The following is a 13,888-nucleotide window of genomic DNA, read 5'->3' on the forward strand; positions in this document are numbered from 1 at the left end:
GGGCGCGACCTACGCGGCCTCGGGCTCCAGCGCCAGCCCGGCCCGCACCCAGGCGTCGACACCACCGCGCAGCACGCGCGCCTGGTAGCCCCGCGCCTTGAGCCACTGCGCGGCCCGCGCGGCGGACACGTCGTTGGGGCAGGCGCAGTAGGTGACGAACTCCGCCTCCACGGGCCAGCCCACCAGCGCGGCATCGCCGAGCGCGCCGAGGTCGAGGTGGCGCGCGCCGGGAATGCGGCTGGCCGGCGGGCCGCCGCGCACGTCGACGAACACGACTTGGCAGCCCTGCTGCTGCAGCGCCGCCACGTCGGCCGGCTCCAGGCGCTCGAAGCGGTTCAGCTCGCGGCGCACCCGCGCGCGGTGCCACAGCCGCCAGGCCAGGTAGGCCGCCACCACCGCCGCGCACAGCACCAGCGCGGCACCGCCCAGCTGGCTCAGCCCGCGCAGCAGCGCGTCGATCTGCGCGTGGAACACCCGGCCGGCCAGCAGGCCCGCGGCCGCCCACGCGGCCGAGCCCAACAGGTTCCAGCTCAGGAAGCGGCCGGTGGGCATGCCCAACGCGCCGGCCAGCGGCGGCGCCAGCATGGACAGGCCCGGCACGAACTTGGCGATCAGCAGCGTCAGCACGCCGCGGCGGGCGAAGCTGAGCTCGTTCTGGCGCACGCAGGTGTCCGGCGAGATGGAGACGACGCACAGCGCGTTCAGCACCCGGCGCCCCAGCCGCCGCCCGGCCCAGAACCACACCGCGTTGGCCACCATGGCCGCGCCGGTGATGGCGGCGAACGCACGGAACGCGAAGCCGTCGCGCGTGGCCGACTCCGCCCCCAGCAGCAGCAGCAGCGGCGTGGACGGCAGCGGCGCGCCGAGCTGGTGCAGCAGCACGGCGGCGGCCACGGCGACGAGGCCGTGGTGGGAGAAGAGGTCGGTGAGCAGGTCCATGGGCATCCGGCCCGCGAGGATAGCCGCGCGGCGAAGCCCCGCGCCGCTGCCGGCCCATCGCGATGTAGTGAACTACATTACGACCCCATGCCCACCGACCTCTGGACCCAGTTCGACGCCGCGCCGCTGGCGCTGACGCTGCGCGTGGCCGGCGTCGCCACGGTGCTGGCGCTGGCGCTAGGCATCGCGCTGGGCTGGGTGTTCGCGCGCACCAGGCTGCCGGGCCGCGGCGTGCTGGAGGCGGTCTGCATGCTGCCGCTGGTGCTGCCGCCCACGGTGCTGGGGTACGGCATCCTGGTGCTGATGGGCCGGCGCAGCCCCCTGGGCGCCTGGCTGCGCGAGCACTTCGACTACACGGTCATCTTCCACTGGCACGGCGCCGTCATCGCGTCCACGCTGGTGGCGCTGCCGCTGGTGCTCAAGGGCGCCAGCAGCGCCTTCGCGCAGGTGGACCGCCACCTGGAGGCCGCCTCGCGCACGCTGCGCCAGTCCGCGTGGAGCACCTTCGTGCGCGTGACGCTGCCGCTGGCCTGGCCCGGCATCCTGGCCGGCACGCTGCTGGCGTTCGCCCGTGCGATGGGTGAGTTCGGCGCGTCGCTGATGGTGGCCGGCTCCATCCCCGGCCAGACGCAGACCGCCTCCATGGCCATCTACGACGCCGTGCAGGCCGGCCGCGACGACGTCGCGTTGCTGCTGGCCCTGATCGTGTCGGCCGTGTCGGTCGCCATCCTCGTGCTGTCCAACCGCTTCCTGCAACGCCCGCCCCCGCCATGATGAAACGCCTGATCGCCGCCCTCGCCTGCTCGCTGCCGCTGCTGGCCGCCGCGCAGCAGCTGACCGTCTCCGCCGCCGCCAGCCTGACGGACGCGTTCAAGGAGATCGGCCCGCGCTTCGAGGCGTCCAAGCCCGGCGTGACGGTGCGCTTCAACTTCGCCGCGTCGGGCGTGCTGGTGCAGCAGATCGCCCAGGGCGCGCCGGTGGACGTGTTCGCCAGCGCCGACCAGGACACCATGGACCGCGGCGCAGTGCAGAAGCTCATCGCCGCCGACACGCGGCGCGATTTCGCCGCCAACGCGCTGGTGCTGGTGGTGCCGGCCGACAGCCCCGTGCAGCGCGTGGCCGACCTGACGGCGCCCGCCGTGAAGCGCATCGCCGTCGGCAAGGTGGCCTCCGTGCCGGTGGGCCGCTACACGCAGCAGGCGCTGGGCAGCGCGCAGCTGTGGTCGGCGCTCAGCCCCAAACTCGTCTTTGCCGACAACGTGCGCCAGGTGCTGGACTACGTGGCCCGCGGCGAGGTGGAGGCCGGCTTCGTCTACCGCACCGATGCCGGGATCGCGAGGGACAAGGTGCGCGTGGCGGCCACGGTGGGCGGCCACACGCCCATCACCTACCCGGCGGCGGTCGTCGCGGACAGCCGGCAGCCGGCGCTGGCACGCGACTTCGTCGGCTTCCTCCACGGCGCCGAGGCGCAGGCCATCCTCGCCAAGTACGGCTTCGCGCGGCCTTGATCGACGTCCGCCTCCAGCTCTCGGTCAGCGACGCGCGCCGCCGCTTCGACCTGGACATCGCCTTCGCGACCGACGCGCCCTTCGTGGCGCTGTACGGCCCGTCGGGCGCCGGCAAGTCGCTGACGCTGCAGGCCATGGCCGGGCTGCTGCCGGTGCAGGCCGGCCATGTGCGGCTGAACGGCCGCGCGCTGCTGGACACCGCCGCCGGCGTCAACCTGCCGCCCGAGACGCGCGGCGTGGGCTACCTGTTCCAGCACTACGCGCTGTTCCCCCACCTCAGCGTGCGCGACAACATCGCCTTCGGCCTGACGAGCTGGCGGCGGCGCCTCAAGGCCGACGACGCGGCGCGCGTGGACGAGCTGATCGCGTCCTTCGGCCTGACGGCGATGGCGGCCAGCAAGCCGGCCACGTTGTCCGGCGGCCAGCAGCAGCGCGTGGCGCTGGCGCGCGCGCTGGCCTGCCAACCGCAGGTGCTGTTGCTGGACGAGCCTTTTGCCGCGCTGCACAGCGCGCTGCGCCGCGAGTTGCGCGCCGAGCTGAAGCGCGTGTGCGCGCAGCGGGGCATGCCGGCCGTGATGGTGAGCCATGACGTGGACGACGTGATCGAACTGGCCGACGAGGTGGTGGTGTTCGACGGCGGCCGCATCGCCGAGCGACTGCGCCCCGGCGAGCACGACCTGCGGGCGCGGCTGGGATGACCGCGCACGACCACCCGCTGCTGCAGGGCGAGCTGCGCCTGGCCGGCCGGCTGGACGGCCGCTTCTTCGACCTGCTGGCCGCGCTGTCGCTGACCGGCTCGCTGCAGAAGGCCGCCAAGGCGGCCGGCTACAGCTACAAGGGCGCCTGGCTGGTGCTGGACGCAGCCAATGCGCTGACGCACGCACCGCTGGTGGACAAGGCTACAGGCGGCACGGGTGGCGGCGGCACGCGGCTGACGCCCGAGGGCCAGGCCTTGCTGGCCGCGTGGCGCGAGCTGCAGGCCCGCCACGCCGCCTTCCTGCACGAGCAGGCGGCCTGGCTGGCCACGCAACCGGCGCTGGACGCGCTGCTGAAAAGGATGAGCATGAAGACCACCGCCCGCAACCAGTTCTTCGGTCGCATCGCCGGCGTGAACCCGGGGCCCGCGACGACCATCGTGCGCATCGCGCTGGACAGCGGGCAGGAGGTGACCGCCTCGCTGACCACGCAGGCCGCGCAGGAACTGCAGGTGCGCACCGGCAAGGAGGCGCTGGCGCTGGTGAAGAGCAGCGAGGTGGTGCTGGTGACGGACTTCGGCGGCTACCGGCTGTCGGCGCGCAACCAGCTGGCCGGCACCGTGTCGCGCGTGGAGCGCGGCGCGGTGTCGTCGCTGATCGGCCTGACGCTGCCGGGCGGCACGGTCGTCACCGCCAGCGTCACCAACGACGCGGTGAACGGCCTGGGGCTGGCCGTGGGCCAGCAGGCCACCGCCGTGTTCAAGGCCTATGCCGTGATGCTGGCGGTGCGCGACTGAAGGCGCACGGCGCACGTCGCCTCAGTAGGTCTTGTACGGCAGGAACTTGCCGCTCATGACGATGCTGACGCGGTCGCCCATCGCGTTGGGCTCGCGCTGCAGGTCCATCTTGAAGTCGATGGCGCTCATGATGCCGTCGCCGAATTCCTCGTGGATCAGCTCCTTGAACGTCGTGCCGTAGACGCTGATGAGTTCGTAGAAGCGGTAGATCAGCGGGTCGGTCGGCACGCTGGTCGGCAGGCTGCCCTTGTAGGGCACGACCTTGAGCCACTGCGTCTCGGCTTCGGTCAGGTCGAAGGTCTTGGCCAGCTTGGCGGCCTGCTCGTCGTTGAAGGTCATCTGGCCCAGGCAACCGGCGGTGACCCACTCCTTGCTGAGGCCGATGTCGGCGGCCACGTCGGCCCACTTGATGCCTTTGGCGACCTTGGTGGCGATGATCTTTTCGGTGACTTCGAGGCGGCTCATGCGTGGCTCCTTTGATGGGTGGGGACGGATTCGAGGGGAATGACTTCGGCGACCGGCGCCAGGCCTGGCCGCACTTCTGGCGGGTGCTCCGGCGCCTTGCCGTGCGACAGCGTGGCGCTGCGCTCGACGAGAAAGTCGACCAGGTGGTTGCGGATGCGGTAGTACTGCGGGTCGTGGTGCAGCGTGGCGCGCTGACGGTCGCGGGGCATCGTGTTGACGACAATCTCCGCCAAGCGCGCCTGCGGGCCGTTAGCCATCAGCAGGATGCGGTCGGCCAGCAGAATCGCCTCGTCCACGTCGTGCGTGATCATGAAGACGGTCTGGCGCGTGGCGGCGCAGATCTTCAGCAGCTCGTCCTGGATGGTGCCGCGCGTCAGCGCGTCCAGCGCGCCGAAGGGCTCGTCCAGCAGCAGCATGCGCGGCTCGATGGCAAAGGCGCGCGCGATGCCCACGCGCTGCTTCATGCCACCGGACAGCTGGCTGGGCTGCTTGTCCAGCGCCGGCGTCAGGCCGACCAGTGCGACGTACTTCTGCACCTGCGCGTCGACCTCGGCACGGCTCCAGCCCGGCCACTTGCTGCGCACCGCGAACGCGATGTTCTGGCGCACCGTCAGCCACGGCATCAACGCATGGCCCTGGAACACGACGCCGCGCTCCAGCCCCGGCGCGTTCACCTCGCGGTTGGCCATGAAGACATGGCCGCCGCTGGCCTGCTCCAGCCCGGCCAGCACGTTGAGGATGGTCGTCTTGCCGCAGCCGCTGTGGCCGATGATGCAGACGAACTCGCCTTCGGTCAGCGTGAAGTTGACGCCGTCGAAGACGGTCGCGTCGCCATAGCGCTTGGCCAGGCCTTGCACTTGCACGAGTTCAGTCGGCATAGGTCACCGCCTTCTGCGCGCGGGCAAACAGCAGATCCAGCGCCATGCCCACGAGGCCGATGACGAGGATGGCCAACAGCACGTTGGGCAGGCTCAAGTTGTTCCACTCGTTCCAGACGAAGTAGCCGATGCCCGTGCCGCCCACCAGCATCTCGGCGGCCACGATGACCAGCCAGGCGATGCCCATGCTGATGCGCATGCCCGTCAGGATGGTGGGCGCCGCCGCCGGCAGGATGACTTCGAACGCGCGGCGCAGCGGGCTGACCTCCAGCGTGCGCGCCACGTTCAGCCACTCGCGCCGCACGCCGGCCACGCCGAAGGCGGTGTTGATCAGCATGGGCCACAGGCTGCAGATGAAGATGACGAAGATGCCGCTCGCGGCCGAGTCCTTGATCGTGTAGAGCGCCAGCGGCATCCAGGCCAGCGGCGAGATGGGCTTCAAGACCTGGATGAACGGGTCCAGCGCGCGGTGGATCAGCGGGCTCATGCCGATGACGAAGCCCAGCGGAATGGCCACCAGCGCCGCCAGCAGATAGCCCAGCCCCACGCGGCCCAGCGAGTAGGCCAGCTGCAGGCCCAGCCCCTTGTCGTTGGGGCCGCGGTCGTAGAAGGGGTCGGCCAGTTGCTGCGCGATGGTGGCGCCCAGTTGCAGCGGCGTCGGGAAGCCGCTCTTGGCCGCGGCCGGCGCCGCGTCCACCGGCTTGCCCATCAGCCTGGCGTACTCGATCTGCTCGGGCGTCATGGCCGCCACCGGCGCGGCCGCGGTGGCGCGCGCCTGCGTGGCGAGCTGCCACACCAGCAGCAGCACGGCGAGGATCAGCAGCGACAGCAGCGCTGCACGGAAGTTCAACGACTGCATGGCTCAGGTGCGCTTGATCGCGAAGCTGTTCACGTAGGCATCGGGCTTGGCCGGGTCGAACTCCCGGCCCATGACCTTGAACTTCGGGTAGCCGCCGGCCCTGTCGTCCGGCACGGCCATGTCCAGCGCCTTCATCTGCTTCCTGGCGTCCGTCAGCAGGAACACCTTCTCGGCGATCTGCTTGTAGTTGACGTCGCCCTTCAGGTAGCCCCAGCGCTTCATCTGCGTCAGCATCCACACGGCCATGCCCTGCCAGGGCATGGGGTCGAAGTCGGCGCGATCGGGCACCACCTTCACGTTGCCCAGGCCGTCGGCGAACTTGCCGGTCAGCACCTGGGCGATGACGGTCTCGGGCTGGTTCAGATAGGCCTGCGGCGCGATGACCTTGGCGATCAGCTCGCGGTTCTTGGCCTGGCGCGCCATCGCGGCGGCCGTCAGCACCGCGCGGTACAGCGCGATGAAGGTGTTGGGGTGCTTCTGGATGAACTCGCTGCTGGTGCCGAATGCGCAGCAGGGGTGGCCGTCCCACAGCTCCTTGGTGAGGATGTGGATGAAGCCCACCTCCTCGAACACCGCGCGCTGGTTGAACGGGTCGGGGCCCAGGAAGCCGTCGATGTTGCCGGCCCGCAGATTGGCCACCATCTCGGGCGGCGGCACCACGCGGATCTGGATGTCGCGGTCCGGGTCCAGCCCCGCTTCCGCCACGTAGTAGCGCAGCAGGAAGTTGTGCATCGAGTACTCGAAGGGCACGGCGAACTTGAAGCCCTTCCAGGTCGCCGGGTCGCGCCTGTCCTTGTGCTTGACGCTGAGCGTGATCGCCTGGCCGTTGGTGTTCTGGATCGTCGCCACGTTCATGGCCGTGGCCGGCGCGCCCAGCCCCAGGCTGATGGCCAGCGGCATCGGCGACAGGAAGTGCGTCGCGTCGTACTCCTTGTTCAGCATCTTGTCGCGGATCAGCGCCCAGCCCGCCGTCTTCACGACCTCCACGTTCAGCCCCTGCTTGGCATAGAAGCCCAGCGGGTGCGCCATGATCAGCGGCGTGGCGCAGGTGATGGGGATGAAGCCGATCTTCAGGTCCTTCTTCTCCAGCGGGCCCGTAGTGCCCTGGGCCATCGCCTGCAGCGACGCGACGGGCAGCACGCTGGAGATGGCGGCCATCGCCGTGTTGCGGCCCACGGCCTTCAGGAAGCGGCGCCGCAGCGCGTCCTGCGGGAACAGCGCCTTCACGAGCGACGCCTCGACGAAGCTGGCCGATTCAGCCTCGAAGTCCGCCGTCTCGCTGCGGGACTTCAGTTCATCCGCTGCATGCTCGGCGGCGCTGCCGTGGCGGCCGCAGGCGCAGTGCATCAGCAAGGGCCGGTCAGCGTCGTAGGGATCATGGGTCATAGCGTGCTCCTGGGGTTGGGAGCGACTCTAGGAACCGACGCACCGCCGCGGAATCGTGGTGGGCGGTGAGTTTTTGTAGGGGTGGCACTACGAGGGGAAACCTGGAGTGGCAGAGGGCGGTAGAAAGGGCCGAGAGATCAACGCGGCTGGCATCATCAGCCCACCTACACACGCGCAGCGCGCCGGCAAGCGACGCCCGCGATCCCAGAACAAGTTGGAACTCGAATGGCCATCATCGAGACAGTCGCCGCACACCACTGGCACGACCTTCATTCCCAAATCGACGAATACTTCACTCACTACGAGGGATATATTTTTCGCGGGCAGGCAGACAGCCAATGGAGACTGGAGTCCAGTCTTACCAGAGCCATTCGAAAAACTTATCCAACCGCTGACGCAAACCAAATTCAACAACTTGCTGCCCAGCATCTACAATCGTTTAAGCGCAATATTCGCGGCAGATGCACCCTCGATCTCACGTCTGCAAGCGATGATCGAGTGTGGGCTCTAGGACAGCATTTTGGCCTGTATACACCGCTGCTCGATTGGAGCCGTTCGCCTTACGTTGCGCTGTTCTTCTCGCTCTTCGGCCCATGCGAGTCGGGGAAGCGTGCTCTCTGGGCAATATTTGAATCTGATATTGAAGAATTCTGGCCTGTTGGGGGTGCGGCAAACGGGTTAAGAGTTGTCCATCCTTTCGATCATGAGAACCAGCGTCTCGTGAGTCAGAACGGCCTCTTTCTTGACGTACCTGTAGGTTCGAGCGCAGACGAGCTTGTGTCCTCAAGCAAGGACCAAGAATACGTCACCATGTACAAATTTGAATTTCCGGACAATATTCGCGCAGACATGCTCGCCGCGCTCAACAACATGAATATAAACCATGCGTCGCTTTTCCCTGATCTCATTGGCTCATCAATGTTCTCAAATTTCCAGCTTGAGATCCAGCCGAATCTTGAATCAGGCCGCACCACAGGTTTCGTAGGGGACGAGTTCTAGCTCCTCATCAACGCTGAATATTCAGCAGCTAGGCCAGCCCCTAGTTTGGAGTGCAAGGCAAACCACAGCGCAGTTATATCAACTGCACACTTTGGGGTTCAGCTCCTTCACCCCAACCTGCTTACTGCGGTCCGGCAAGGTTGGCATAGGCGACGCGCTGTTGGGCAGCAGCACAGTTTCGCGCGCCCGTGTCCGGACTTCGCTCGGCGGCGCAAGCGCACCGTCACATCACATGCCCCACCCCGACACCCTTCTCTCCATCGCCCCGCTGGGTATGCCCTGGGACACGCTCGATCCCTTCCTGTTCTGCGTGCATCACGACGACGCCTACCCGCCCGGCAACGGCCGCCATGGGCCGGATGCCGCGTTGTTGAAGGGCCGCCAGATCGGTTCGGATTTCTCGGGCAAAGCGGGCTGGAGCATGTACCACGGCCAGCAGGTGCCGGGCTTTCCGGCCCATCCGCACCGTGGCTTCGAGACGGTGACCATCGTGCGCCAGGGTCGCATCGACCATGCCGACTCGCTGGGTGCCGCCGCGCGCTTCGGCGGGGGCGACGTGCAGTGGCTGACGGCCGGCCGGGGCATCGTGCACGCGGAGATGTTCCCGCTGCTGCGCACCGACCAGCCCAACCCGCTGGAGCTGTTCCAGATCTGGCTGAACCTGCCGGCGGACAGCAAGATGGTGGCGCCGCACTTCACGATGTTCTGGTCGCAGGACATCCCGCGGCACCGCTTCGTCGATGAGGCCGGGCGCGCGACGGACGTGGTCTGCATCGCGGGCGCCCTGCCCGTCCCCGACGGCGTCCTGTCCCCGCTGTCGCCGCCGCCGGATTCGTGGGCCTCGCGGCTGCACGCAGACCTGGCCATCTGGACGCTGCGCCTGGAACCCGGCGCGCGCTGGGTGCTGCCCGCAGCGATGGGCGACGGCACGCGCCGCAAGCTCTATTTCTTCGCCGGCTCGCGCCTCGCCGTGGACGGCCAGCCCGTGGCCGTGCGGCATTCGATGGAATTGCGGGCCGGAGCCGCGGTCACGCTCGTCAACGAGGGCACCGACGCCGCGGAGCTGCTGATGCTGCAGGGCCGACCTATCGGCGAGCCGGTCGCGCAATACGGCCCGTTCGTCATGAACACGGAGCAGGAGCTGCGCCAGGCCTTCGAGGACTACCGCCGCACGCAGTTCGGCGGCTGGCCCTGGCCCGACCCGGCGCCGGTGCACGGCGACAGCGCCGACCGCTTCGCCCGGCACGCGGACGGCCACACCGACCGGTTCCCGTCGCAGGAGGCCTGAGCCCCTCGGCTCGGCCGCTCAGCTGCTCAGCGGCCCGCGGCCTTCGTGATGCGCACGCTGACCTCGCCCGCGCCGGCAAACACATGCCGCGACTGCTGGCCGATGCGGATGTCGTGCACGCCAGTGATCATGCCGGTGGAGATCACGTCGCCGGCCTTCAGCACCGTGCCCTGCTGCGCACGCTTGTTCAGCGTGAAGGCCAGCGCGCCCAGCGGGCCCGGCTTGATGGCGACCTTGCCGGTGCCGACCGACTTGCCGTCGATGAAGGTCTCGACGTCGATCGTTTCCAGCTCGCGCCAGTTGGCGATCTCGGCGCCGACGACGACGCCCCAGTTGTTGCCGAAGTCGGAAATCACCGCGCCCGGGCCGACGTCGTTCAGCGTCGCCAGCGGGCTGCTGGCCACTTCCACGCCGATGTGCATGGACTTGACGAAGGGCGCGACGGTGTCGGCCGTCCAGTCGGCCTTGCCGGCCGGGCCGTCCTGCGCGACGACGATGACGACCTCGGCCTCCACGGCCGCGAAGCCGCCCTCGAACACCGGGCAGGTGGCGGTGCCGCCAGCCTCGACATGGTGGACGTTGGGCGCAAACGCCGGGCCGATCAGGCGTTCCTCGGGGAACTGCGCGGCGAACGCCGGGTTCACGCGGGCCACCTTCCAGCCCTTGACGGCGTCGGGCCAGCGGGCGATGGCGGCGGCCTGGATGGCGTAGGCCTCGGCCAGCGTGGCGGGCGGCGTGCCGGGGTAGGCGTCAAGGGAACGACCGGCGGCGCGGGCGGTGGTGAAGGCTTCGGCGATGGCTTGGGTGGCGCTCATGGAACTCTTTCTGTGCGCCAGCCGGCGCGGTGTTGCATGCGGCCGGCAATGTAACGCGCAAAAACGGAACGCGGTTTTACTTTTTTGAAAGCACACCTATCCCAGTTGTTCACGGCGCACGGCGAACAGCGCCAGCTCCACGTCGTTGCGCACGCCGAGCTTCTCCAGCACGCGGGCCCGGTAGGTGGACACCGTGTTGGGCGACAGCACCAGCTGCCCGGCGATCTCGCCGACGCTGCGGCCGGCAGCCAGCAGCTGGAAGACCTGGTGCTCGCGGTGCGACAGCGTCTCGTGCAGCGGCTGCTCGTCCTGCGGCGTGCGCCCGCCCGCGCCGATGGCGCCGGCCAGCTGCTCGGCCACGCTGGGCGTGATGAACAGCTTGCCGCGCGCCACGCTGCGCACGGCGTCGATCATCTGCTCGCTGTCGGCGCTCTTGTTCAGGTAGCCGGCGGCGCCCAGCTTCAGGCTGCGCACGGCGTACTGGCGGTCGGGGTAGGTGGACAGCATCAGCACCGGCAGCCGGGGGAACTCGGATTTCAGCACCTTCAGGATGTCCAGCCCGTCGCGCTGCGGCATCGCGATGTCCAGCAGCACGACGTCCACCTGCACCGCCCGCGCCAGCTGGATGGCCTCGGGCCCGTTGGCGGCCTCGCCGACCACGCGGATGTCCTCGGCCTCGGCCAGCACCTGCTTGATGCCCTGGCGGACGATGAGGTGGTCGTCGCAGATCAGCACACGAATCATGTTCTCTCCACGGGCCGAGCGCCGGGCCGCTCCCAAGCCGGCCCGTCCTGGCGATTTGCTTGACGGTCAATCCGGCAAGCATCGCCGTCCCCCCGGGGGACCGGCCAAGGTACCCCTTGGACGAGGGGCTTCATGCTTGCTCCAGCGGCATGACCAGCCGAACCGTCGTGCCGCGGCCGGGGGCGCTCTCGATGCCGATGCGCCCGCCGAAATGCGCGGCCCGCTCGCGCATGCCCAGCACACCGTAGCTGCGCGGGTCGGCGAGCGCCTCGGGCGCCGCGCCCACGCCGTCGTCACGCACCTGCAGGTACAGCACCGGCGCGGGCGGCGCGTCCACGTCGATGCGGATGGCGACCCGGCGCGCCCGCGCATGCCGCGCCACGTTGGACAGCACCTCCTGGAAGATGCGGAACACGGCAATGGCCAGGCCCCCTTCGGGCGGCGCGACGCCGGCGGCGACATGCATCTTGACGTCCACCTGCCACTCGTCGCTGCCGGCGCGCTGGAACTCCTGCGCCTGCCACTCCAGCGCGGCCCACAGGCCCTGGTGGTCGAGGATGCTGGGGCGCAGGTCCGTGATGATGCGGCCCACCGAATCGACCGCCGTGTCTACCAGGCCGCCCATGCGCTGGCACTTGGCCACCATGGGCTCGCGCTGGCCGGGGTCGCCCACGCGGCGGGCCAGCCAGTCCACGTCCATCTTCAGCGCCACGAGCAGCGAGCCCAGCTCGTCGTGCACCTCGCGGGCGATGCGCTTGCGCTCCGCCTCGCGGGCGGCCTCCAGGTGGTGGGCCAGCTCGCGCAGCTGGGCGGTGCGCTGGGCCACGCGCTGCTCCAGCTCGTCATGGCTGGCGCGCAGCGCGGCCTCGGCCTGGCGGCGGGCGGAGATGTCGACGAAGGTGACGACGGCGCCCTGCACCTCGCCATGCTCGATGACCGGGTAGCTCGAATACTCGGCCGGGAAGGCGCTGCCGTCGGCCCGCCACAGCACCTCGTCGTCGATGCGGCAGGGCTCGCCGCGGCGGAACGCGTTGAAGATGGGGCAGTCGCACTCCGGGTAGTGGGCACCGTCGCCGTGCGAGTGGTGGATGAGCGCGTGCATGTTGCGGCCTAGCACCTCTTCGGTGCGCCAGCCGAGCTGATCGCAGGCGGCGCGGTTCACAAAGGTGCAGAAGCCGCCCATGTCGATGCCGAAGATGCCCTCGCCGGTGCTTTCCAGCAGCAGAGTCAGCCGGCGGTTGGCCTCCTCGGAGGCCACGGGTGGGGTGGTCAGGGCGAACGGCATGCTCATGAGAGGTGCAAGCTCTGTGCCACGCTTTGGCGCAATTCGAATAAGGAAATAAGGAAACTGTCGTTCCGCGAATAAGCGACTTCGGGCACCCTCGCGGCTTCGTTCCATCGACCGGTCCGCCATGCCCTCCTTCCTGCCCACCCGCCGCACCGTCCTCGCGCTGATTGCTTCCGCCACCGCCCTGCCCGCGCTCGCCGCGGACCCGACGCTGCTGAACGTCTCCTACGACGTGGCCCGCGAGCTGTACAAGCAGATCAATCCGGCCTTCATCGCCGCCCAGAAGGCCAAGGGCGTGACCGTCGCCGTGAACCAGAGCCACGGCGGCTCCAGCAAGCAGATCGGCGCCGTCATCGGCGGCCTGGAAGCCGACGTGGTGACGATGAACCAGGCCACCGACGTGGACCAGCTCGCCAGCAGCGGCCTCACGCCCACCGACTGGCGCAGCCGCTTCCCCAACGCCGCGGCGCCCTACTCGTCGACGATGACCTTCCTGGTGCGCAAGGGCAACCCCAAGGGCATCAAGGACTGGACCGACCTGGCCCGCCCCGGCGTGCAGGTCATCCTGCCCAACCCCAAGGTGACGGGCAACGGCCGCTACAGCTACCTGGCCATCTGGGGCAGCGTCATCGCCAATGGCGGCACCGAGGCCCAGGCGCGCGAGCTGGTCACCAAAGTGCTGACCAACGTGCCCGTGCTGGACGGCGGCGGCCGCGGTGCCACCACCACCTTCACACAGCGCGGCATCGGTGACGTGCTCGTCACCTTCGAGGCCGAGGTGGAGCTGATCGAGAACGAGTTCGGCAAGGGCAACTTCGAGCAGGTCAACCCCAGCATCTCCATCGAGACGGACGCGCCGGTCGCGCTGGTCGACAAGGTCGCCGCCAAGAAGGGCACGGCCGCGCTGGCCAAGGCCTACCTGGACTTCCACTGGAGCCCGGAAGCGCAGGAAATCATCGCCAAGAACAACTTCCGCCCGCGCGACCCGGCCATCTTCAAGAAGCACCAGCAGCGCTTCGCCAACATCAAGCTGTTCACGGTGGACCAGACGCTGGGCGGCTGGGCCAAGGTCAGCAAGCAGCACTTTGCGGACGGCGGCTCGTTTGACCAGGTGATGGCGAGCATCAAACGGTAGGACTGTTAGCCCCTCGCCCAGCCCGCCGCGCTGAACGCGGGCGGGTCTGGTCGATCCCCCGAGGGGATGGCGATGCTCGCGGCGTTAAGCCG

At 69.1% G+C, this 13,888-nt stretch carries 15 protein-coding genes; 7 read left to right on the plus strand and 8 right to left on the minus strand.

Features of this window, described 5'->3' with window-relative positions; genetic code table 11:
- Window positions 1–9: 9 nt before the first annotated feature.
- The gene (locus tag AC1Q7O_RS17205; RefSeq protein WP_492660904.1) at window positions 10–939 is read right to left on the minus strand and encodes a VTT domain-containing protein; all 930 of its coding nucleotides are present in this window, start codon (window positions 937–939) and stop codon (window positions 10–12) included.
- A gap of 87 nt (window positions 940–1,026) precedes the next feature.
- Here AC1Q7O_RS17205 and modB point away from each other — a divergent pair, with 87 nt between their 5' ends.
- From modB to AC1Q7O_RS17225, 4 genes are read left to right on the plus strand one after another with little or no spacing between them, the layout of a single operon-like run.
- Window positions 1,027–1,713, plus strand: coding sequence for a molybdate ABC transporter permease subunit (modB, locus tag AC1Q7O_RS17210; RefSeq protein WP_492660903.1), 687 nt, complete (start codon window positions 1,027–1,029; stop codon window positions 1,711–1,713).
- The gene (gene modA / locus AC1Q7O_RS17215; protein ID WP_492660902.1) at window positions 1,710–2,447 is read left to right on the plus strand and encodes a molybdate ABC transporter substrate-binding protein; all 738 of its coding nucleotides are present in this window, start codon (window positions 1,710–1,712) and stop codon (window positions 2,445–2,447) included. Before modB ends, modA begins: the two co-directional genes overlap by 4 nt.
- Window positions 2,444–3,145, plus strand: coding sequence for an ABC transporter ATP-binding protein (locus tag AC1Q7O_RS17220; protein WP_492660901.1), 702 nt, complete (start codon window positions 2,444–2,446; stop codon window positions 3,143–3,145). Before modA ends, AC1Q7O_RS17220 begins: the two co-directional genes overlap by 4 nt.
- Complete coding sequence (locus AC1Q7O_RS17225) at window positions 3,142–3,939, plus strand: TOBE domain-containing protein (protein ID WP_492660900.1); 798 nt, start codon at window positions 3,142–3,144, stop codon at window positions 3,937–3,939. Before AC1Q7O_RS17220 ends, AC1Q7O_RS17225 begins: the two co-directional genes overlap by 4 nt.
- A 21-nt stretch (window positions 3,940–3,960) precedes the next feature.
- On the opposite strand, the gene cynS is transcribed toward AC1Q7O_RS17225, so the two are convergent.
- Genes cynS through AC1Q7O_RS17245 form a run of 4 tightly spaced genes read right to left on the minus strand, consistent with a single transcriptional unit; the run spans window position 3,961 to window position 7,527 of the window.
- Window positions 3,961–4,404 (minus strand): cyanase, encoded by a 444-nt coding sequence (gene cynS, locus AC1Q7O_RS17230; RefSeq protein ID WP_492660899.1) that lies wholly within the window; start codon window positions 4,402–4,404, stop codon window positions 3,961–3,963.
- The gene (locus AC1Q7O_RS17235) at window positions 4,401–5,282 is read right to left on the minus strand and encodes an ABC transporter ATP-binding protein (protein WP_492660898.1); all 882 of its coding nucleotides are present in this window, start codon (window positions 5,280–5,282) and stop codon (window positions 4,401–4,403) included. Before AC1Q7O_RS17235 ends, cynS begins: the two co-directional genes overlap by 4 nt.
- Window positions 5,272–6,141, minus strand: a complete 870-nt coding sequence (ntrB, locus tag AC1Q7O_RS17240) for a nitrate ABC transporter permease (RefSeq protein WP_492660897.1) — start codon at window positions 6,139–6,141, stop codon at window positions 5,272–5,274. The genes AC1Q7O_RS17235 and ntrB overlap by 11 nt, the downstream gene beginning before the upstream one ends.
- A gap of 3 nt (window positions 6,142–6,144) precedes the next feature.
- The gene (locus tag AC1Q7O_RS17245; RefSeq protein WP_492660896.1) at window positions 6,145–7,527 is read right to left on the minus strand and encodes a CmpA/NrtA family ABC transporter substrate-binding protein; all 1,383 of its coding nucleotides are present in this window, start codon (window positions 7,525–7,527) and stop codon (window positions 6,145–6,147) included.
- A 225-nt stretch (window positions 7,528–7,752) separates the two neighbouring features.
- Here AC1Q7O_RS17245 and AC1Q7O_RS17250 point away from each other — a divergent pair, with 225 nt between their 5' ends.
- Together AC1Q7O_RS17250 and AC1Q7O_RS17255 are read left to right on the plus strand one after the other, a co-directional pair.
- Window positions 7,753–8,526, plus strand: coding sequence for an FRG domain-containing protein (locus AC1Q7O_RS17250; protein WP_492660895.1), 774 nt, complete (start codon window positions 7,753–7,755; stop codon window positions 8,524–8,526).
- Between the two features lie 232 nt (window positions 8,527–8,758).
- Complete coding sequence (locus AC1Q7O_RS17255) at window positions 8,759–9,814, plus strand: pirin family protein (RefSeq protein WP_492660894.1); 1,056 nt, start codon at window positions 8,759–8,761, stop codon at window positions 9,812–9,814.
- A gap of 26 nt (window positions 9,815–9,840) precedes the next feature.
- Here AC1Q7O_RS17255 and AC1Q7O_RS17260 read toward each other — a convergent pair whose 3' ends face one another.
- The 3 genes from AC1Q7O_RS17260 to AC1Q7O_RS17270 all read right to left on the minus strand — a co-directional run bounded on the left by AC1Q7O_RS17260 (window position 9,841) and on the right by AC1Q7O_RS17270 (window position 12,664).
- A complete protein-coding gene (locus AC1Q7O_RS17260; protein WP_492660893.1) occupies window positions 9,841–10,629 on the minus strand; it encodes a hypothetical protein in 789 nt (262 codons plus the stop codon).
- A gap of 96 nt (window positions 10,630–10,725) precedes the next feature.
- Window positions 10,726–11,373 (minus strand): response regulator, encoded by a 648-nt coding sequence (locus AC1Q7O_RS17265; protein WP_492660892.1) that lies wholly within the window; start codon window positions 11,371–11,373, stop codon window positions 10,726–10,728.
- Window positions 11,374–11,503: 130 nt separating this feature from the next.
- Entirely contained in the window at window positions 11,504–12,664 is a 1,161-nt protein-coding gene (locus AC1Q7O_RS17270; protein WP_492660891.1) for a PAS domain-containing sensor histidine kinase, read from the minus strand.
- A gap of 121 nt (window positions 12,665–12,785) precedes the next feature.
- Between AC1Q7O_RS17270 and AC1Q7O_RS17275 the strand changes: the two genes are divergently transcribed.
- Entirely contained in the window at window positions 12,786–13,796 is a 1,011-nt protein-coding gene (locus AC1Q7O_RS17275) for a sulfate ABC transporter substrate-binding protein (RefSeq protein ID WP_492660890.1), read from the plus strand.
- Window positions 13,797–13,888 lie beyond the last annotated feature (92 nt).

Source organism: Roseateles sp. GW823-FHT07B05, assembly GCF_058794515.1.

Coding starts and splice junctions, on each gene's coding strand:
- AC1Q7O_RS17250 (WP_492660895.1), top strand. CDS start 7,753: ATGGCCATCATCGAGACAGTCGCCGCACACCACTGGCACGACCTTCAT.
- modB (WP_492660903.1), top strand. CDS start 1,027: ATGCCCACCGACCTCTGGACCCAGTTCGACGCCGCGCCGCTGGCGCTG.
- AC1Q7O_RS17275 (WP_492660890.1), top strand. CDS start 12,786: ATGCCCTCCTTCCTGCCCACCCGCCGCACCGTCCTCGCGCTGATTGCT.
- AC1Q7O_RS17270 (WP_492660891.1), bottom strand. CDS start 12,664: ATGAGCATGCCGTTCGCCCTGACCACCCCACCCGTGGCCTCCGAGGAG.
- AC1Q7O_RS17255 (WP_492660894.1), top strand. CDS start 8,759: ATGCCCCACCCCGACACCCTTCTCTCCATCGCCCCGCTGGGTATGCCC.
- ntrB (WP_492660897.1), bottom strand. CDS start 6,141: ATGCAGTCGTTGAACTTCCGTGCAGCGCTGCTGTCGCTGCTGATCCTC.
- AC1Q7O_RS17225 (WP_492660900.1), top strand. CDS start 3,142: ATGACCGCGCACGACCACCCGCTGCTGCAGGGCGAGCTGCGCCTGGCC.
- AC1Q7O_RS17245 (WP_492660896.1), bottom strand. CDS start 7,527: ATGACCCATGATCCCTACGACGCTGACCGGCCCTTGCTGATGCACTGC.
- AC1Q7O_RS17265 (WP_492660892.1), bottom strand. CDS start 11,373: ATGATTCGTGTGCTGATCTGCGACGACCACCTCATCGTCCGCCAGGGC.
- modA (WP_492660902.1), top strand. CDS start 1,710: ATGATGAAACGCCTGATCGCCGCCCTCGCCTGCTCGCTGCCGCTGCTG.
- AC1Q7O_RS17235 (WP_492660898.1), bottom strand. CDS start 5,282: ATGCCGACTGAACTCGTGCAAGTGCAAGGCCTGGCCAAGCGCTATGGC.
- AC1Q7O_RS17260 (WP_492660893.1), bottom strand. CDS start 10,629: ATGAGCGCCACCCAAGCCATCGCCGAAGCCTTCACCACCGCCCGCGCC.
- cynS (WP_492660899.1), bottom strand. CDS start 4,404: ATGAGCCGCCTCGAAGTCACCGAAAAGATCATCGCCACCAAGGTCGCC.
- AC1Q7O_RS17205 (WP_492660904.1), bottom strand. CDS start 939: ATGGACCTGCTCACCGACCTCTTCTCCCACCACGGCCTCGTCGCCGTG.